General features: G+C 71.5%; 17 protein-coding genes. 6 read left to right on the forward strand and 11 right to left on the reverse strand.

Translation table 11 applies throughout. The features are described 5' to 3' along the window. Positions 1-37: 37 nt before the first annotated feature. A complete protein-coding gene (locus JI751_RS03290; RefSeq protein ID WP_201933331.1) occupies positions 38-1,252 on the reverse strand; it encodes a pyridoxal phosphate-dependent aminotransferase in 1,215 nt (404 codons plus the stop codon). 42 nt (positions 1,253-1,294) lie between these two features. Here JI751_RS03290 and JI751_RS03295 point away from each other — a divergent pair, with 42 nt between their 5' ends. Then, positions 1,295-1,939: a GNAT family N-acetyltransferase gene (locus tag JI751_RS03295; protein ID WP_201933332.1), complete on the forward strand. Its 645-nt coding sequence runs from the start codon at positions 1,295-1,297 to the stop codon at positions 1,937-1,939. Positions 1,940-1,947: 8 nt separating this feature from the next. Here JI751_RS03295 and trxA read toward each other — a convergent pair whose 3' ends face one another. After that, positions 1,948-2,271, reverse strand: coding sequence for a thioredoxin (trxA, locus tag JI751_RS03300; protein ID WP_201933333.1), 324 nt, complete (start codon positions 2,269-2,271; stop codon positions 1,948-1,950). 218 nt (positions 2,272-2,489) lie between these two features. Between trxA and JI751_RS03305 the strand changes: the two genes are divergently transcribed. Continuing rightward, on the forward strand, positions 2,490-2,927 hold the full coding sequence (locus JI751_RS03305) for a MarR family winged helix-turn-helix transcriptional regulator (RefSeq protein ID WP_201933334.1): 438 nt from the start codon (positions 2,490-2,492) through the stop codon (positions 2,925-2,927). Continuing rightward, positions 2,927-3,562 (forward strand): hypothetical protein, encoded by a 636-nt coding sequence (locus tag JI751_RS03310; RefSeq protein ID WP_201933335.1) that lies wholly within the window; start codon positions 2,927-2,929, stop codon positions 3,560-3,562. Before JI751_RS03305 ends, JI751_RS03310 begins: the two co-directional genes overlap by 1 nt. On the opposite strand, the gene trxB is transcribed toward JI751_RS03310, so the two are convergent. From trxB to JI751_RS03340, 6 genes are all read right to left on the reverse strand, one after another. Next, positions 3,531-4,544, reverse strand: coding sequence for a thioredoxin-disulfide reductase (gene trxB, locus JI751_RS03315; protein ID WP_201933336.1), 1,014 nt, complete (start codon positions 4,542-4,544; stop codon positions 3,531-3,533). The two genes, JI751_RS03310 and trxB, sit on opposite strands and share 32 nt — an antisense overlap. Positions 4,545-4,621: 77 nt before the next feature. After that, positions 4,622-5,332, reverse strand: coding sequence for a hypothetical protein (locus JI751_RS03320; protein ID WP_201933337.1), 711 nt, complete (start codon positions 5,330-5,332; stop codon positions 4,622-4,624). Positions 5,333-5,394: 62 nt separating this feature from the next. Continuing rightward, a complete protein-coding gene (sigM, locus tag JI751_RS03325; RefSeq protein WP_201933339.1) occupies positions 5,395-6,063 on the reverse strand; it encodes an RNA polymerase sigma factor SigM in 669 nt (222 codons plus the stop codon). Positions 6,064-6,070: 7 nt separating this feature from the next. Continuing rightward, the gene (locus JI751_RS03330) at positions 6,071-8,071 is read right to left on the reverse strand and encodes a protein kinase family protein (RefSeq protein ID WP_201933341.1); all 2,001 of its coding nucleotides are present in this window, start codon (positions 8,069-8,071) and stop codon (positions 6,071-6,073) included. A gap of 54 nt (positions 8,072-8,125) precedes the next feature. Next, positions 8,126-9,754, reverse strand: a complete 1,629-nt coding sequence (gene murJ / locus JI751_RS03335; protein ID WP_201933343.1) for a murein biosynthesis integral membrane protein MurJ — start codon at positions 9,752-9,754, stop codon at positions 8,126-8,128. Positions 9,755-9,784: 30 nt separating this feature from the next. Next, positions 9,785-12,088, reverse strand: coding sequence for a DUF6049 family protein (locus JI751_RS03340; RefSeq protein WP_201933345.1), 2,304 nt, complete (start codon positions 12,086-12,088; stop codon positions 9,785-9,787). Positions 12,089-12,148: 60 nt separating this feature from the next. On the opposite strand from JI751_RS03340, the gene JI751_RS03345 reads away from it, so the two are divergent. Next, positions 12,149-13,600, forward strand: a complete 1,452-nt coding sequence (locus tag JI751_RS03345; RefSeq protein ID WP_201933347.1) for a CCA tRNA nucleotidyltransferase — start codon at positions 12,149-12,151, stop codon at positions 13,598-13,600. Between the two features lie 100 nt (positions 13,601-13,700). On the opposite strand, the gene JI751_RS03350 is transcribed toward JI751_RS03345, so the two are convergent. After that, complete coding sequence (locus tag JI751_RS03350) at positions 13,701-14,378, reverse strand: NADPH-dependent F420 reductase (RefSeq protein WP_201933348.1); 678 nt, start codon at positions 14,376-14,378, stop codon at positions 13,701-13,703. A gap of 78 nt (positions 14,379-14,456) precedes the next feature. Between JI751_RS03350 and JI751_RS03355 the strand changes: the two genes are divergently transcribed. After that, complete coding sequence (locus JI751_RS03355) at positions 14,457-15,020, forward strand: TetR/AcrR family transcriptional regulator (protein WP_201933350.1); 564 nt, start codon at positions 14,457-14,459, stop codon at positions 15,018-15,020. Positions 15,021-15,110: 90 nt separating this feature from the next. Here JI751_RS03355 and JI751_RS03360 read toward each other — a convergent pair whose 3' ends face one another. After that, positions 15,111-16,193 (reverse strand): inositol-3-phosphate synthase, encoded by a 1,083-nt coding sequence (locus JI751_RS03360; RefSeq protein ID WP_201933352.1) that lies wholly within the window; start codon positions 16,191-16,193, stop codon positions 15,111-15,113. A 61-nt stretch (positions 16,194-16,254) separates the two neighbouring features. After that, positions 16,255-16,833, reverse strand: a complete 579-nt coding sequence (locus JI751_RS03365) for a PadR family transcriptional regulator (protein ID WP_201933355.1) — start codon at positions 16,831-16,833, stop codon at positions 16,255-16,257. An 84-nt stretch (positions 16,834-16,917) separates the two neighbouring features. Here JI751_RS03365 and JI751_RS03370 point away from each other — a divergent pair, with 84 nt between their 5' ends. Further along, entirely contained in the window at positions 16,918-19,257 is a 2,340-nt protein-coding gene (locus JI751_RS03370; RefSeq protein WP_307813764.1) for a transglycosylase domain-containing protein, read from the forward strand. The last annotated feature ends 1 nt before the right edge of the window (position 19,258 follow it).

Genomic DNA, 19,258 nt, shown 5'->3' on the forward strand with positions numbered 1-19,258 from the left:
GCCGCGAGGGATGGTGACCGGCGACTCAGCCGGGGGCTCAGCGGCGCGTGGCGAGGAAGTCGGCGATCCGGCCGATCGCCTCCTCCAGCACGCTCGCCTCGGGCAGCGTGACGAGCCGGAAGTGGTCGGGCGTGGGCCAGTTGAAGCCGGTGCCGTGCGTGACCAGGATCTTCTTGGCCCGGAGCAGCTCGATCACGAAGTCCTGGTCGTCCTCGATGGCGTAGACCTCGGGGTCGAGCCGCGGGAAGCAGTAGAGCGCGCCACGGGGCTTCACGTTGCTGACGCCCGGGATCTCGTTGAGCAGGCGGTGGGCGAGCATCGACTGCTCGTAGAAGCGGCCGCCGGGACCGATCAGCTCCTCGATCGACTGGTAGCCGCCCAGCGCGGTCTGGATCGCGTGCTGCGCCGGCACGTTGGCGCACATCCGCATGTTGGCGATGAGCGTGAGACCTTCGAGGAAGTCGGTCGCCAGCTCCTTCGGGCCCGCGATCATCACCCAGCCGGCACGGTAGCCGCACACGCGGTAGGCCTTCGACAGCCCGGAGAACGTCAACGTCAGCACGTCGTTGCCGCCGTAGGTCGCCGCGTGGTGGTGCTGCGCGTCCTCGAACAGGATCTTCTCGTAGATCTCGTCCGCCATCACGACCAGCTGGTGGCGCCGCGCGATGTCGACCAGGCCCTTGACCGTCTCCTCGCTGTAGACCGCGCCGGTCGGGTTGTTGGGGTTGATGATCACCAGCGCGTGGGTGTTCTCGGTGATCTTCGACTCGATGTCGGCGAGGTCGGGGTTCCAGTCGTCGTCCTCGTCGCAGCGGTAGTGCACCGGGATGCCGCCGGCGAGGGTGACCGCACCCGTCCACAGCGGGTAGTCCGGGGCCGGGACCAGGATCTCGTTGCCGTCGTCGACGAAGGCCTGGAGCACCATCGAGATCAGCTCGGAGACCCCGTTGCCGATGAAGATGTCCTCGACGCCGACGTCACGCAGTCCGTGCGACTGGTAGTAGTGCATGACGGCCGTGCGCGCGGACCAGATGCCCTGACTGTCGGCGTACCCCTGCGACTGCGGCAGGTGGTGCATCATGTCGGCGAGGATCTGCTCGGGCGCCTCGAAGCCGAACGGTGCGGTGTTGCCGATGTTGAGCTTGAGGATCCGGTGGCCCTCCGCCTCGAGCCGCTGTGCCTCGACGAGGATCGGCCCGCGCACGTCGTAGCGGACACCTTGCAGCTTCTTGCTCTGTCGGATCGGGCGCACGCCTCATCCTCGCAGGCGTCCCACGGGTCTACCCTGAGAGTCGTGTCACGCAAGACCGCGCGCCTGACGGTCGACCACCTCGCGGAGCTGGCCGATCCGGTGCGGTCGTGCCTGTTCTGGGAGCTGGGGCCGGTGGACCGCGCCCGGCTCGACGAGCAGGAGCGCATCGCCGAGAAGGAGAGCTGGCTCTCCGGCGTCCTGCGCGAGTGGGGCTCGTGCGGTCGGGTGGTCCGCGTCGACGGCCGGACGGTCGGGCACATCGTCTACGCGCCCGCGGCCTACCTGCCCGGAGCCGCGGTCCTGCCGACGGCGCCGGCGTCACCCGACGCGATCATCGCCGCGACCGCCTGGATCGAGCCGGCGATGCGCGGAGGCGGGCTCGGCCGGCTCCTGGTCCAGGCGATGGCCGCCGACCTCGTCCAGCGCGGCCACACCGCGATCGAGGCGTACGGCGACACGCGGGGGCGGACGCAGGGGTGCGTGCTCCCCACCGAGTTCTGGGGTGGTGTGGGGTTCAAGACCCAGCGCGCACACCCGACGACGTCGCGGATGCGGATGGAGCTCCGGACGGCGCTGAGCTGGAAGGACGAGGTCGAGCTCGCGCTGGAGCGGGTCTGGGGTGCCGTACGCCCCACGCAGAAGGCGACCCGCCCGATCGGATCGGTGCGGGCCGCCTCCGGCCACTGAGCTGTGACTCAGATGAGGCCCTCGAGCTCCTTGAGGAGCGCGGCCTTCGGCTTGGCGCCGACGATGGACTTCACGACCTCGCCGCCCTGGTAGACGTTGATCGTCGGGATACCGGTGACGCGGTAGGACGACGGCGTGACCGGGTTCTCGTCGACGTTCATCTTGAGGAACGTGAGCTTCTCGCCGTGCTCGGCGTTGAGCTCGTCGAGGATCGGGGCGACCTGGCGGCACGGACCGCACCACTCTGCCCAGAAGTCGACGAGGACGGGCTTGTCCGACTTGAGGACCTGGGTCTCGAACTCGGCGTCGGTGACAGCGGCGATGTTGGCCACGGGGATTCCCTTTCGTAGTGCCCGCACGGGTGCGGGGTGTCAGCTCGGAGGCTTAGTACTTCTGATCCAACACCGCCCCACCGACAGATGTTCCCCTCCACGCCGAGCCCGGGGTAGTCCAGCGGGTGTGGGTCGTCGGAGGGCCTGCTGGACGACCACGAGCCATGGACCACGAAGCAAATTGGTGAAGTGAGGACATCGTGAAGTAGATTCACTACATGACGACCCCGACGGACGCGCTCGACCGGGTGCTGCACCTCGCGACCCTCGTGCAGGCCGACCTGGCCCGCTTCGAGCGCGAGGAGGGCCTGAGCACCTCGCGCGTACACCTCCTGTGGGTCCTCGGGGCATCCGGACCCTCGACCCAGCAGTCCCTGGCCACGGCCCTCGACGTGACCCCGCGCAACGTGACCGGGCTCGTCGACGGGCTGGTCGGGTCGGGCCACGTCACCCGCGAGCCGCACCCCGGCGACCGCCGGGCCACCCTCGTGACGCTCACCGACCTCGGCACGCGCACCGTCGACGGCCTGGCGACCTCGCACGCGGACCTCGCGGACCGGCTGTTCGGCGACGTCCCGGCCGAGCGGCTGGCGACCTTCGGCGAGGTCCTCGACGAGACCACCCAACGGTTCGCCCAACTGATGGAGGAGGCGTGATGGACGTCGTACGACGCGCGCGGAGGCTGGCATGGGCCGCGCTCAAGCTGGAGATCACGCTCTACCTGGCCCTCGGGCGCTGGATCACCCGCCGTCCGGACGTACCGGCCGGCACGACGCCCATCGGCTACTCCCGCCTCGTCGCCCCGATGCTCTGGCTGTGGATCTTCGGCTCGGCCACCGAGGTGGTGGTCCTCGACGTGCTGCTGAGCCGGTGGTGGACGCCGCTGCGGATCCCGCTGCTGGTCGTCGGCGTGTGGGGCCTGGTCTGGATGCTCGGCCTGATGGCGGCCTACCGCACCCGCCCGCACCTGCTCGGCGAGACCTCGCTCCAGGTGCGCGACGGCATCCACGCCCGCGTCGACGTCGCGCTCGACCGGATCGCGAGCGTCCGCTCGGCCGACCACGACCTGCCGGGCCTGCTCAAGTCCGTGCACGTCGAGGGCGAGGGCGACGACGCGGTCCTGCTGGTCGGGGTCAGCAGCCGTACGAACCTCGAGCTGGTGCTCACCGGCCCGACGACCCTCGAGACGCCGAACGGCCCGACGACCGTGGGCCGCGTGGGCCTCTGGGTCGACGAGCCGCGTGACGTGGCGGACGCGCTCAGGCGCCGGCTGTCTGCACCTCTTCGCTGATCGCCTCGACCGTCGCGGCGGCCTCGCCCGCGGTCGACGCCTCGTGGTCGAGGGCGGCGATGAAGCGCTCGGCGTCGAGGGCCGCGGCACAGCCGGTGCCGGCGGCCGTGATCGCCTGGCGGTAGTGGTGGTCGACCAGGTCGCCGGCGGCGAAGACACCCGGCAGGTTGGTCGCGGTGGACGGGTGGTCGACGAGGACGTAGCCGTCGTCGTCGAGGTCGACCTGCCCGGTGAGCAGCTCCGAGCGGGGGTCGTGGCCGATCGCGATGAAGAGGCCGGTGATCTCGAGCGGGCGCTCCTCGCCGGTCACCGTGTCGCGCAGGGTGATCGACTCGAGCTTGTCGGCGCCGTTGATCGCGGCGACCTCGGAGTTCCACACCATCTCGAGCTTGGGGTCGGCGAAGGCGCGCTCCTGCATGATCTTGGAGGCGCGCAGCTCGTCGCGGCGGTGGATCAGGTAGACCTTCGATCCGAAGCGCGTGAGGAAGGTGGCCTCCTCGATGGCGGAGTCACCGCCACCGACGACGGCGATGGCCTGCTCGCGGAAGAAGAATCCGTCGCACGTCGCACACCACGAGACGCCGCGACCGGAGAGCTCCTCCTCGCGGGGCAGGCCGAGCTTGCGGTAGCCCGAACCGGTCGCGAGGATCACCGACCGCGCGGTGTAGGTGTCGGTGGCGGTCTTCACGACCTTGATGTCACCGGTGAGGTCGACCTCGACGATGTCGTCGGCGATCAGCTCGGCACCGAAGCGCTCGGCCTGCGCGCGCATCTCGTCCATCAGCGCGGGGCCCATGATGCCGTCGCGGAAGCCGGGGAAGTTCTCGACCTCGGTGGTGTTCATCAGTGCACCGCCGGCGGTCACCGAGCCCTCGAAGACCAGCGGCTCGAGCGCCGCGCGGGCGGCGTACACGGCAGCGGTGTAGCCCGAGGGCCCCGATCCGATCACGATGACGTTGCGCGGTTCGGTGGTCTGGCTCATGGGGCGGGTCACTCCTGCTGGAATCGATTGCTGCGTACGGCTATCTCAACCGATCGTAGGCCAGCAGTGTTCCCGCGTCAGGGCGCGGGCAGCGTGAGCGTGCGCACGGCGGTCGGGTCGCCGCAGACGTAGAGGTCCACCTGCTGGCTGGTGCCGTCCGCGCGCCGGAAGACGACCGCGCCGAGCACGCCGTCGACCTGCGCGAGGACGCGTCGCCCGCGCCCGGCGCCGCTCAGGTCGCAGTCGGCCAGCCGCTCGGTCGACATCTCCGCACCCGGCGCCTGGACACCGGCGGCGGTGTCACGCAGGGAGAGCAGCTCGCCGTCGAGGTCGCCGTCGTCGGTCGAGAGCGTGGGGTAGGCCGCGAGCGGTGCGGACGTGCCCGACTTGAGGCTCTGCGGACCCAGCTCCTCGCTGTCCGCGCCGCTGGAGCCGTCGTCGCCGGACTCGCGCTGCGAGGTGGACATGTCGCTGTCGGCGGCCGAGCCGGCGCTGGAGCTGTCCTCGCCGGACGGGAGGCCCTGGCCGAGCGCGACACCGGCGACGACGACCGCGGCGGCGGCCAGGAGGCCGATGCCCGCCGCCCGGCGGCGTCGGGCGCCGAGGTCGACCACCGGAGCGCTGGTGGTCTCAGGGGTGGGTCCCGGTCCGCGCTCGGCGGCGAGGGAGGCGAGGGTCGCGTCGAGGCGGGCGACGACCTCGGGAGGGGTGGGACCGTCGTGGCGTGCGTCGGCGAGCAGGCGGCGTACGGCCTCCTGCTCGGGCGGCAGGTCGGGGGACTGGGTCATCGGGTCACCTCCTCGCGAGGCTGGTCGGGCACGACAGGGCGGGGATCACAGGACGGGGGCGCTCAGGGCGCGGGCGGGCCGCGCGGCCGCACGGTGGGTTGGACGGGACCGTCCGGGGGCTGGTTCCCGTGAGGGGTGTCACCGACCGGCAGGTGGAGGTCGGCGAGCAGACCGGCCAGCTTGGCGCGACCGCGCGAGCAGCGCGACTTCACGGTGCCCTCGGCGCAGCCGAGCATCTCGGCCACCTCCGCGACGGGGTAGCCCTCCATGTCGACCAGGACGAGCGCCGCGCGCTGGTCCGCCGGCAGGGTCGCGAGCGCGTCGAGCACCCGCTGGCGCCGCTCGGCGTCCTCGGCGGCGGCGTCGGGCAGGTCGTCGTGCGTGGCCGTGGCGACGAGCGTGCCCCGGTCCTCGACGTCGTCGGGGAGCGCGTCGAAGCGCCGGATCTTCGCCGCGCGGAGCCGGTCGAGGCAGGCGTTGACCACCACGCGGTGCAGCCAGGTGGTCACCTGCGCCTCCCCGCGGAACGACCCCGCCCGCCGGAAGGCCGCGATCATGCCGTCCTGGAGGCCGTCGGCCGCGTCCTCGGGGTTGCCCATCGTGCGCAGCGACACCGCCCACAGCCGGTCGCGGTGGCGCGCGAACAGCACGCCGAACGCGTCGGCGTCGCCGTCGACGTGCGCCTGGAGCAGCTCGCGGTCCGACCGCTCGTCGGCAGCCGCAGTCGTCACGGGGCGCTCATCCCAGGACCTGCACCTCGGCGATCGTGCCGCGGAAGCCGTCGCCGACGTCGGGCAGGATCGTGAGCCAGACCGTGACGAAGCGCCCGGACACCGCCTCGTCGACCGAGACGGTGAGCTCGCCGGAGCCGGACGCGGTGCCGATCGGGGTGAGGCCGGCGACGCCCGTCGGCGCGGTCGAGGTGACGTACGCCGCCAGCGACGTCTCGCCGTCGACGGTCACCACGACCTGGCGCACGCCCTTGGCGGTGCCGAGGTCGACGACCACGCCGACGCCGGTCTTGAGGCCGCCGGGACCGAAGTTCTGGAGGTAGGTCGAGGTGCTCCACGTCGTGGTGGCGTCACCGTCGACGACGTTGGGGACCGAGTCGGAGTTCTCCTCGCCGCCGTCGGTGCCCTGCGGGTCGAAGGCCGCAGCGGTCAGGTCGGTGAACGGCGTGGGATCGACGATGGTCGGGCTCGGCGAGGACGACGTGGTCGGGTCGTCGTCACCGGAGTCGGTCACCTGCGGGAGCCCGAGCTGGTAGGCGAACACGGCCGCGACCATCACCAGCACGCAGATGCCGACGATCATCGCCAGGCGGATCCAGCTGCGACCAGGCACCTGGTCGCCGGTGTCGTCGAGGCCCTCGCCGGTGCCCCAGCGGTCCTCCGACCACGACCCCGAGCTCCACGAGCCGGTGTCCCGGCCGGGAGGGCGTACGCCGGAGTCGCGGCGGGCGTCGGTCGAGGAGTCCTGCACCGAGTCCTGGGAGACGTCCCACGGCCAGTAGTCCGGGTTGGCCGACGCGGCACGGCTGCCGGCGCGCGGACGGCGTACGGGTTCGCCGTCGGGCGGGTCGGGCGCGAACAGCGGCTTGGGCGGCGGCTCCTCGAGCGGCGGCGGGGGCTCCGGCTTCTCGGCGCGCGCCCGCAGCCAGTCGACCTCGTCGTCGTCGTGGAACACCGGCATCCCTGCCTGGGTCGGCAGGTCGACGGGAGCGGTCGGAGCGGGCGCCGGGGGTGCGGGGTCCGGGACGGCGGGCTGCACCTCGGCCTCCTCGGGCTCCGCTGCTGCAGGCTCGGCCTCCTCGGGCGCCGTCTCCTCGGGCTCGGGCGTCGGATCCGCCGGGACGACCGGGACCGCGGCGACGGTGGCCGTCCCGGTGGCCGTCCCGGTGGGCGTGTCGGTGGGCGTGTCGGTGGGCGTCTCGGTGGGCGGCCGCGGCGCCTGGACGGGGACGTGCGTCCCGGTGAGCTCGCCGACGTAGTCGTGGAGCATGTCCCGGATCGCACGGGCGTCGAGGTCCGAGCCGTCCCGGCCGGGCGCGTGCTGGGGGTTGAGGACCTGGTCGCAGAGCGCGTCGAGCATCCGCGGGATGCCGGCGCGCACCCGGCGGGGGCGCAGCACCTCGCCGTGCACCTCGGGCGCCTGCGGCACGGCGGACTCCGAGGCTCCCGCCCACTTGCCGGTCAGCGCGCAGTAGAGGAGACCGGCGAGGTCGACCTCGTCGACGCCGACGCGGCCCGGCGGCAGCCCGCGCAGCGCGGCATCGACCCCGAAGCCGATGATGCGGACCTGGCCGTGCTGGTCGACCAGCACGTTCTCCGGGACGAGGCGACCGTGGGCCAGCCCGGCGGCGTGCGCCTCGGCCATCGTGTCGGCGACCTCGGCGACGAGCCAGGCCGCCCGGCGCGGCGGCAGCGGGCCCTCGCGCGCGACGAGGATGTCGAGGGAGTCGCCCTGGCCCCACTCGTTCACGACGAAGCAGCGCTCGCCCGCCGACTCGGCGTCGAGCACCCGGAGCAGTCGGCGGTCCATGACGGGTCCGACCCCGCGCGCGGCCGCGAGGACGGCCTCCGCGCGCTCGTCGTCGGAGGGGAGGAGGTGCACCGACACTGCCCGGTGGAGGACCAGGTCGTGCGCCCGCCAGAAGCGACCGGTCCCGTTCTCCGCGAGCAGGTCGTCGAGGCGGTAGCGGTCGGCGAGCACGTCACCGGCCTGCATCGACGTCGGCATCGCTCACCTCGCTCCCCACGGCTCGTCCTGTCCCAGAGGCCACTCTAGGGACTCTCAGCCCCGGCGCAGCCGCGCCGCGACGGTGTCGACGAGGCTGGTGACCTCGCGGATCCGGAGGACGCGGGCCCCACCGAGCAGGACCAGGCCGCCGGCCAGCCCGCTCAGGCCGCCGCGGACCAGCGCGAGCGGGGGTGAGAGCTGCTCGCCGAGCCCGGCGAGCGACCACTCGACGAGCCAGGCGACGGCACCGGCGGCGACCAGCACGATCGCCATCCGCACCAGGAACCTCACCAGCCGGGGCGTCTCGAGCCCCCCGACCGTCCGCCGGAGCAGCGCGAAGCTGACCACGGCCCCGACGGCGTACGACGACAGGTAGGCGACGACGAGCATCGGGGCCGTCTCGTCCGCGGGCCGCGACGGCACCAGGACGAGCGCGACCGCGATGTTGGTCAGCGACACCGCGAGCTGGATGAAGAAGACCAGCCGTGTCATCTCCATCGCGTAGAAGCCGCGCAGCATGAAGTAGTGGACGGTGAAGAAGACGAGCGCCGGGCCGAACAGGGCCAGGGTCGGGGTGAAGGCCGCCGCCGCGTCGCGATCGGCCCAGGCGAACGCGGCCGACGACACGTCGCCCGCGAGGATCGGGAGCAGCACGGCGAACGGCAGCACCAGCGCCAGCGCCGTGCGGAGCGTCGAGCCGACGGTCGCGCCGAGGTCGGCGAGCCGCCCCTCGTGGGCGTACGACGACAGCCGCGGCAGGATCGCCGTCGCCAGCGACACGGTGACGATCGAGTGCGGCACCATCATGATCAGCAGGCTGCTGCTGTAGACGGTGTAGCCCGGGTTGCCCTCGACGCTGCTGCCCGAGGCGAGCTTGACCACCACGAAGTACGCCGCCTGGGTGGCGATGACGAAGAGCACCGTCCAGATGCCGAGGGACAGCGTCTTCCTCAGCTCGGGGTCGCGGAAGTCGAAGCGCGGGCGGTAGGTGAAGCCCGACGCGCGGAGGTAGGGCACCAGCACCAGGCACTGCACGACGATGCCGAGCGTCGAGCCCAGCCCGAGCAGGACCTCCTGGCTGGTGTCGAGGGCCGCGGTCTGCTGGGCGTCGGTCGCCTCGCCCCAGACGAGGAGGTAGGCGACGAGCATCACCACGGCGATGATGTTGTTGGCGATCGGCGCCCACATCATCGGACCGAACCGGCCACGGGCGTTGAGCACCTGGCCGACCAGGACGTACATCCCGTAGAAGAACACCTGCGGCAGGCACCAGCGGGTGAGGTCGATGATCGACTCGAGGTGCGCGGCGCGGTCGGGCTCCAGGAAGCGGTCGCTCAGGTAGAGCCGCAGCAGCCACGGCGCGGCGGCCACGAGGATCACGGTGACGCCGCCGAGGAACAGCGCGGACAGCGTGATGACCCGGCTGGCGTACGCGTCGCCGCCGTCGGGGTCCTCCTTGATCCGGCGGACCAGCTGCGGCACGAGGACGGCGTTGAACACGCCTCCCGCCAGCAGGATGTAGACCATGTTGGGCAGCGTGTTGGCGATGGTGAAGAGGTCGGCCCGCAGCAGGGCGCCGAGCGCGGCGACGAGCAGCGCCGCGCGGATGAACCCGGAGGCGCGCGAGAAGACGGTGCCGGCGGCCATCACGGCCGAGGAGGCCAGGATCCGCTGGTCGCTCATCGGCGGCTCATCGGTGGCTCATCAGGGTGCTCACGGACGGCCCGGGAGCAGGGGCGTGGCGGCCGACGGCTCGGGTCGTACGGCGGACGGGGTGCTGCTCTCCTCGACCCCGACCTCGTCGTCGGCGGCCGCCGCCTCGTCCTCGCCGCGCCCGGCGGCCGCGAGCTCGGCACGTCGCGCGCGGATCTGCCCGGGCAGGCGGTAGCCGATCATCCCGAAGAGCACGAGGGCGCCTCCGGCCATCGCGATCCACACGAGCGCGCTCACCCGCGCCGCGCGCATCTGCACGGCGTCGGAGGACCCCAGTGGTGCCCCGTCGAGCGAGGTGACGACGAAGCGGACGTTGTGCACGCCGAGCTGGTCGGTGGTCGCCTCGTAGCGGAGCAGGGTGCGCGCGCCGGGCCCGAGCGTCCGCTCGCCGTCGAGCCCGCTGATCGTCAGTCGCCCGTCCGTCGTCGGCCGCACCTGGACGGTGACGGGCTGGTCGAGGTTGTTGACGAGCGTCGCGCCGAGCTTGCCGGACGCGCTGAAGAGCGTCACCGACCCGGGTGCCTCGATCTGCACCTTGCCGAGGTAGCCCGACATCGCCTCCCCGACCCGGCTGGCGGCCCGCAGCGCGAGGCGCGGCCGCGACCGGTGCTGCTCGGACAGCGTTACGAGCGCCTCGTCGCGGACCTGTGCCTCGATGGTCGTCTGGAGGCTGAGCACCTGCTCGAGCAGGGCCGCGGCGTTGGTGGCGCGGGTGGCGGCGGTGAAGTTGCCGGCGCCGAGCTCCTTGGCCTGGTCCCTGGTCGTGTAGTTCAGCGCCGACGCGGGCCGGCCCACGGCGTTGTTGGGCTCGTCCGCGATGGTCTCGACCGGGACGACGTCGAGCCACGGCTGCTCGAGCTCGTCGAAGAACGCCGCGGCGTCCTCGCCCTGCCACACCGCGGGCATGGTGATGATCAGCGGTGCGGAGTCGTCGTCGAGCGCCCGGAGGGCCGCCTCGCTGAGCAGCCGCTGGCGCATCGCCAGCGGGTCGGTGGCCGCCGTGGGGCCGGGGCCGCCGGACTCGGCCGCGGTGCTGGTGACGAGGATCTTGTGACCGAGCATCTTGACGACGGAGTTGGGGGTGGTCGGGGGCAGGTCGAAGGCGCTGTCGCCGAGCAGCACCACCGTGTCGGGGGCGACGGTCTGGAGCGCCTCGGGACTGAGCAGGTCGCTGGTGGGTGACACGGCCGGTCGCGACGGGAGGCGCAGGACGCTCATCGCCTCGGCGCTGCGCGCGACGGCCTGGTCGAGACGCGTCCGGTCGTTGCGGACCGCGGCCGAGACGTCGAGGTCGCCGAAGGGCAGCGTCAGGACCGGCTGGGTGCCGACCAGGTCGCGGAAGCGGTTGAGCCAGCTCGCCGCGGCGGTGGCGAGCGCCTGTTCCTGCGCAGTGGGCTCCGCGGTGGGCGAGGTCGGAGGCGCAAGCGTGTCCCAGCCGCCCACCGCCGCGCCGGACTGCTCACCCTCCTCGGCCGACGGGGTCTCCGTCGGCTGCTCGTCCGGGATGCTGGGGTCCGGGATGTTGGGGTTGGGCACGATGCTGCGCGCCGGGTTGGCCCGTTCGAGGCGGGTCAGCGCGACGAGCACGGCGGGGTCGACGAGCCAGCTGTAGGGCGTACCGTCGGCGGACTCCGCCATGTCGAGCACGCCGTCGAGGGTGCCGCCCTCCGCGAGCCGCTTCTCCCACCGGTCGAGGCCGCCGACCTTGCCCTCGTCGGTGAACCAGACCCGGCTCCGGACCGAGAGGACGACCGACGCCTCCACCGAGGCGTCGGAGGCCGGCCGCGCGGGGATGAAGGTGCGGGCGCGCCCGTCGGCGACCGCGTCGCGCGGGACGGCGCCGTCACCGAAGGCGTGGACGCCGATCCAGTAGACCCCCTCGACGCGCGGATCCATGTCGAGCAGGTCGACCGGCACGGTGTCGGAGAAGTAGGCCGTCTCACCGGGCGCCAGCTCGTCGACGGTGTAGAAGGTGCCCGGCACCGTCACCCGGTCGCCGACCGCCTGCCTCGGGTCGCTGGCGGCGGAGTTGACGAGGTTGAGGGAGTCGAGGATCGGCTGCTCGGAGGAGAAGGCGTGCAGGTTGATCCGGGTGTAGGTGTCCTGGCTGACGTTGGTCACCGTGCCGGTGATCACGAGGTCGCCGCTGCGCGGCAGGACCGGGTCGATGGTGTCGATGTGGACGACGAGCGCATCCGCCTCCTCCGCTGGCGCCGCCGCGGCGGGTGCCTGTGCCCCCAGGCTCGCCAGTCCGGCCGTCAGGAGCCCCGCCAGGGCAGCACGGAACGAGGACGAGCGGGGCACGCACCGACTGTAGTTGACGGATGGGGAGCCTCCGGGGGTCGCCACGTAGACTGGCCCGTCGTGTCCGACGCCGCCTCGCCCCCTCTCACGATCGTCGAGATCCAGCGCCGCGTCGGCGCGGAGCTGGACCGCATCGGATCGGTCATCGACGAGCTCGGTGTCCTCTTCGCCGACGCCGGCGAGGAGCTGGCGCTGGTCGGCGGCCCGGTCCGCGACGCGATGCTCGGCCGGCTCCAGAGCGACCTCGACTTCACCACCTCCGCCCACCCCGACGTCACCGAGCGGCTCGTGTCCGACTGGGCCGACGCGGTGTGGGACATGGGTCGCGCGTTCGGCACGATCGGCTGCCGCAAGGGGCCGTGGCAGGTGGAGATCACGACCTACCGGTCGGAGTCGTACGACCCCACCTCGCGCAAGCCCGAGGTCGACTTCGGCGACAACCTCGAGGGCGATCTCGGTCGCCGCGACTTCAGCGTGAACTCGATGGCGGTGCGGGTGCCGAGCCGCGAGTTCGTCGACCCGTTCGGCGGGATCGTCGACCTGGCCGAGCGCGTGCTGCGGACGCCGGGGACGCCCGAGGACTCCTTCTCCGACGACCCCCTGCGGATGATGCGCGCCGCCCGCTTCGCGGCCCAGCTCGGCTTCTCCGTGGCGCCCGAGGTGGTCGCGGCGATGACCGAGATGGCCGGGCGGATCGAGATCATCTCGGCCGAGCGGGTGCGCGACGAGCTGGTCAAGCTGGTGTGCGCGCCCCACCCGCGGCTCGGCCTCACCCTGCTGGTCGACACCGGCCTGGCGGCCCACGTCCTGCCGGAGCTGCCGGCGCTCGCGCTCGAGCGCGACGAGCACCACCGCCACAAGGACGTCTACGAGCACACTCTCACCGTGCTCGAGCAGTCGATCGACCTCGAGCACCGGCTCGGGGGCAGCCCCGACTTCGTCAGTCGCTTCGCCGCGCTCATGCACGACGTCGGCAAGCCGAAGACCCGCCGCTTCGAGTCCGGCGGCACGGTGACCTTCCACCACCACGACGTGGTCGGCGCCAAGCTCACCCGCAAGCGGATGCAGGCGCTGCGCTTCTCCAACCACGACATCGACGCCGTGTCGACGCTGGTCGAGCTGCACCTGCGCTTCCACGGCTACGGCTCGGGGGAGTGGACCGACAGCGCCGTACGCCGCTACGTCCGCGACGCCGGTGACCAGCTCGAGCGGCTCCACATCCTCACCCGCGCCGACTGCACGACCCGCAACCAGCGCAAGGCCGACCGGCTGCGACGGACCTACGACTCGCTCGAGGAGCGCATCGCCCGACTGTCGGAGGAGGAGGAGCTCGCCTCGATCCGGCCCGACCTCGACGGCAACCAGATCATGGCGATCCTCGGCATCGGTCCCGGTCGCGAGATCGGCGAGGCCTACAAGTTCCTGCTCGACCTGAGGATGGACGAGGGCCCGCAGACGCCGGAGGCGGCGGAGGCCGCGCTCCGGTCGTGGTGGGCCGACCGGCCCTCCTGACCTCCCGCCCCGAGGTAGTTCAGGGAGGAATGGTCGTCGTCCGACGGTCCGGACGACCACCGTCCCCTGAACTACCGGGGTCGTCGCTGGGGGGTTGAGGTCAGCGCACGACCTTGATGTTGAACATGCCCGTGCCCAGGGCACCCATCGTGCGCAGCCACAGCGGCAGCAGCATCTCGGTGCCGCGAGCGGTCTCGATGCCGCCGAGGTCGATCACGTCCTGGTGCCCGAACCCGGTCAGGATCTCGGTCACCGTGGCCTTCGCAGCGGCGTCGTCGCCGGAGACGAAGACGGTCGTGGCCTCGTCCAGCAGTCCGGGGTCCACCATCAGCGCCGCGGTGAGCGTGTTGAGCGACTTCACGACCCTCGTGCGCGGGAACGCCGCCTGGATCTGCTCGCCGAGCGAGTCGTCGTCCTTGACGAAGAGGGTGGGCGGGAAGCCGGCGGAGAAGTCGAGCGGGTTGGAGATGTCGACCAGCACCTTGCCGGCGAGGTTGTCCTCCCCCGCCGCGGTCAGCATGGCGAGGGCCGCGCCCCCGTTGCCGGCGAGGACGAGCAGGTCGGCGCCCGCGGCAGCGTCGGCGTACGTCGTCAGGGCGATGCCGTCGTGGGCGGCGTGCCACCTGGCGAAGGGCGGGTTGCCCATGCCGTCGGTCTCGGTGCGCGCGAGGGTGGCCTCGGGGTCACGGGTGCCGACGACGACGGAGTGGCCGAGCCGGACGAGGCCGCCCGCGATGGTCTGGCCGACCATGCCGGTGCCGAGTACTGCGATGTTCATCAGGAGATCCTCCCCAGGGGTAGACAGGTCTGCCTGTTCGGATGGACGCTAACAGACAGGTCTGTCTACAATCAAGGAATGGTCGTCCCCCCCGCTCGTGAACGCATCCTCGACACCGCCTTCGCGCTCTTCTACGCGCGCGGCATCCGCGCGGTGGGCGTCGACCTGATCATCGCGGAGTCCGGGGTGGCGAAGGCGACGTTCTACAAGCACTTCCCGGCCAAGGACGAGCTCGTCCTGGCCTACCTCGACAAGGTCGACGGGGTGTGGAGCGGTCAGCTCCACGCGGCAGCGGAAGCGGCCGGCGACGAGCCGGCCGACCAGCTCGTGGGCATGTTCGACGCGCTCACCACGGCGTGCCGGCGTGAGGGCTACCGGGGGTGCGCCTTCATCAACGCCGCCGCCGAGTCCGTCCCCGGCTCGCCGGTGCACGACCGCACGGTCGCCCACAAGGACGCCGTACGCGCGTGGGTGGCCGAGCTCGCCGAGGGCGCCGGCGCCACCGACCCGGCCGGTCTCGCTCGCGCGCTGACCCTGCTGCTCGACGGCGGGCTGTCCGACGGAGCGCTGGCCGCGTCGCCGGAAGCGGCGGCCCGCGCGAAGAAGACCGCGCAGCTCGTCGTGTCCGCGAGCCTCGGCTGACCCGCCGCGCCCCCACGCCAGCGGCCCCGCAGTCCGGGACGTGGACTGCGGGGCCGCTGGGCTGCTGCTGGGGTGCTGCTCAGACGAGCGTCACTCGCCCTTGATGAACTTCTCGAGCTCGGCGCGACCGAGGTCGTCGGGCATCTGCACGGGCGGGGACTTCATCAGGTAGGTCGACGCGGGAATGATCGGGCCGCCGACCTTGCGGTCGAGGGCGATCTTCGCGGCGCGGACGGCGTCGATGATGATGCCGGCCGAGTTGGGGGAGTCCCAGACCTCGAGCTTGTACTCGAGGTTGAGCGGGACGTCACCGAAGGCGCGACCCTCGAGGCGGACGTAGGCCCACTTGCGGTCGTCGAGCCAGGCGACGTAGTCCGACGGGCCGATGTGGACGTTCCTGCTGTCGATCTTGTCGGCCAGCTCACCCGTGAGGTTGGACGTCACGGCCTGGGTCTTGGAAACCTTCTTGGACTCCAGGCGCTCGCGCTCGAGCATGTTCTTGAAGTCCATGTTGCCGCCGACGTTGAGCTGGTAGGTGCGGTCCAGCGCGACGCCGCGGTCCTCGAACAGCTTTGCCATCACGCGGTGGGTGATGGTGGCACCGACCTGGCTCTTGATGTCGTCGCCGACGATCGGGACGCCGGCGTCCTCGAACTTCTTGGCCCACTCGGGGTCGGAGGCGATGAAGACGGGCAGGGCGTTGACGAAGCCGACGCCGGCGTCGATCGCGCACTGGGCGTAGAACTTGGCGGCCTGCTCGGAGCCGACCGGGAGGTAGCAGACGAGGACGTCGACCTCGGCGTCCTTGAGCGCCTGGGTGACGTCGACCGGCTCGGCGGCGGACTCCTCGATGGTCTGGCGGTAGTACTTGCCGAGGCCGTCGAGCGTCGGGCCGCGCTTGACCTCGACGCCGAGGGTCGGGACGTCGGCGATCTTGATCGTGTTGTTCTCGGAGGCGTTGATGGCCTCGGAGAGGTCCTTGCCGACCTTCTTGTCGTCGACGTCGAACGCCACGACGAACTGGACGTCCTTGACGTGGTAGTCGCCGAACTTCACGTGCATCAGGCCGGGGACGGTGCCGGACGGGTCCGCGTCCTTGTAGTACTCAACGCCCTGGACGAGGGAGGTGGCGCAGTTGCCGACTCCGACGATCCCTACTCGAACCGAACCCATGGGGCTCTCCTTCTCATCAACGGTGGTGCTTCTTGGCGGGTGTCTGGTGAAGCTGGTGTGACTAGTCAGTGGTGGGCGTCGGCGTCGGTGCGGGACGCGGTGGGTCGGCGCGCTCGGCCTGGATCAGGTCGGAGAGCCACCGCACCTCGCGCTCGACCGACTCCACGCCGTGGCGCTGGAGCTCGGCGGCATAGCGGTTGACCTCGGCCTGGGTCCGCTCGAGCTCGCCCTGCACGCGCGCGAGCCGCTCCTGCAGCCGCGAGCGGCGACCCTCGAGGACGCGCAGGCGGATCTCCATGTCGGTCGAGGAGAAGAACGCGAACCTGATGTCGAAGTTGTCGTCCTCCCACGCGGTCGGGCCGACCTCGGACATGAGCCGCTGGAAGTGCTCGTTGCCGGCGGGCGTGACCTCGTAGGTGATGCGCGGGCGACGGGTCGAGGTCGTGGCCGGGCCGGCGACCTCGGTGATCAGGTTGGCGCGCAGCATCTTCTTCAACGCCGGGTAGAGCGAGCCGTAGGACAGCACGCGGCCCCACCCGAGCATCAGGTTGAGGCGCTTGCGCAGCTCGTAGCCGTGCATGGGTCCCTCGTGCAGCAGTCCGAGGACTGCGAGCTCGATGGTGTCCGCACGACGTGCCATGCGACCTATCGTACCGATATATCCGCGAGTGACGAATCGGGCTGGCGAATGGGGAGGACACGCGGCCCCCCGTACCCTGTTGCGGTGACTGCGAAGAAGCGCAGGGCCGACGGCAAGGCCCAGACCCGACGACCCCAGAAGCGGCGGACGAAGGGCCAGCGCGCAGCGAGGATCGCCAAGGTCCTCGGCGTCCTCGCCGTGGTCGGCGCACTCGTGGTGGCCGGCGTCGTCGTCGTGCTCTACCAGGCGATCAGCATCCCGACGCCCAACTCGGCCTTCCAGGCGCAGACGACGTTCGTCTACTACCAGGACGGCAAGCAGCAGCTCGGCACCTACTACGAGGACCAGAACCGCGAGTCGATCCCGATCGACACGATGCCGCAGGTGATGCAGGACGCCGTGGTCGCCGCCGAGAACCGCACGTTCTGGACCGACAAGGGCATCGACCCCAAGGGCATCCTGCGCGCGCTCTTCTCCAACGCCAGCGGCAACGCCCGCCAGGGTGCGTCGACGATCACCCAGCAGTACGTCAAGATCCTCTACCTGACGAGCGAGCAGAGCTACAAGCGCAAGATCAAGGAAGCGGTCGTCTCGCTCAAGATCCAGCAGCAGCTCAGCAAGAAGGAAGTCCTCGAGGGCTACCTCAACACCATCTACTTCGGGCGTGGTGCCTACGGCATCCAGGCCGCGTCGAAGGCGTTCTTCGACCACGACGCGACCGAGCTCAACCTGCGTGAGTCCGCGGTGCTGGCCACGGTGCTCAACAACCCCAGCAAGTACGACCCGGCCAACGGCAAGCAGGCCCGCGAGGACCTCAAGGGCCGCTACGCCTACGTCCTCGACAGCATGGCCGAGATGGGCACCATCACGACCGAGGAGCGCGACACGGCGCTCAAGCGGCTGCCCAAGTTCCCCAAGGTCGCGGCGCAGAGCCAGTTCGGCGGCCAGAAGGGCCACATGCTCGCGCTGGTGAAGCAGGAGCTGCTCGCCAAGGGCATCGCCTCGGAGGAGGAGATCGACGGCGGCGGCCTGCGGATCACCACCACCTTCGACCCGCAGGTGATGGCCGACGTCCAGGAGGGCGTCCTGGAGGAGAAGCCCGAGGGCTTCGGCGACAAGCAGCTCCACATCGGCGCGGCCACCGTCGAGGTCGGCACCGGCGCCCTGCGCGGGTTCTACGGCGGCCAGGACTACCTGCAGTCCCAGATCAACTGGGCCGCCACCGGCGGCATGGCCGGCTCGACGATCAAGCCGCTGACGGTCGCCGCGGCCCTCAAGCAGGGCTTCTCGATCGAGGACACCTTCCAGGGCAACTCACCCTTCGAGTTCCCCGACGGCACCGAGGTGCGCAACGAAGGCACCGGCACCGACGGCCTCGGCAACGACTACGGCGAGTCCGTCAGCCTGATCACGGCCGGCGAGGAGTCGATCAACACCGCATTCGTCGACATGTCGGACTCGATGGAGGACGGCCCGCAGGCGATCTACGACATGTCCCGCGCGCTTGGCATCCCCGGCGAGGACGCGTCCAGCAAGTTCCCCGGCATCCCGATGACCTCGACCGACTTCGGCCCCCAGGACACCCTGATCACCCTCGGCAAGGGCCGCGTCAGCCCCATCAACATGGCCAACGCCTACGCGACGATCGCCAACGGCGGCCAGCGCGCGGACGTCCATGTCGTGCAGAAGGTCGTCGACAAGAACGGCGAGACCCTCTACGAGTGGAAGGGCAAGACCCGCGACGCGGTCGACGAGGACATCGCCGCCGACACGTCCTACGTGATGCAGCAGATCGTGCAGAACGGCACGGGCCAGGCCGCGCTCCAGCTCGGCCGCCCGGCCGCCGGCAAGACCGGCACCGCGACCGGCGGTGAGGACGAGCACGTCTCCTCCTCGTGGTTCGCCGGCTACACACCCCAGATGGCGACCGCCGTGATGTACGTCCGCGGGGACGGCGACGACCAGATCGACGGGTGGCTGCCGTCCTACTTCGGTGCGGTCTACCCCGCCCAGACCTGGACCGGGATCATGCAGCGCGTGATGGATGGCATGGACGTCGAGGACTTCCCGGAGCCCGTCTACGTCGACGGCGACGCGCCCGAGGACGGCCACGAGTACACCCCGCCGCCGCCCCCGCCGCCGAAGCCCACCAGGTCGCCGACCCAGACCGGCGGCGTACCGACCGAGACGCCGACGGAGACGCCGACGGAGACGCCGACCGAGACGCCTCTGCCCACGGAGACGCCCATCCCGACGGAGACCCCGACGCCGGTCCCGACGCCGACCCCGACGCCCACGCCGACGCCGACGCCGACGCCGACACCCACCCCCACGCCGACACCCACCCCGACGCCCACCGATCCTCCGACGACGCCGGCGGCGAGGTACGCGGGGCGCGCGGCGGTCGTCGAGTACCGGCCCTGAC

The sequence above is a fragment of the Nocardioides baculatus genome (assembly GCF_016735675.1).
Classification (GTDB): Bacteria; Actinomycetota; Actinomycetes; order Propionibacteriales; family Nocardioidaceae; genus Nocardioides; species Nocardioides baculatus.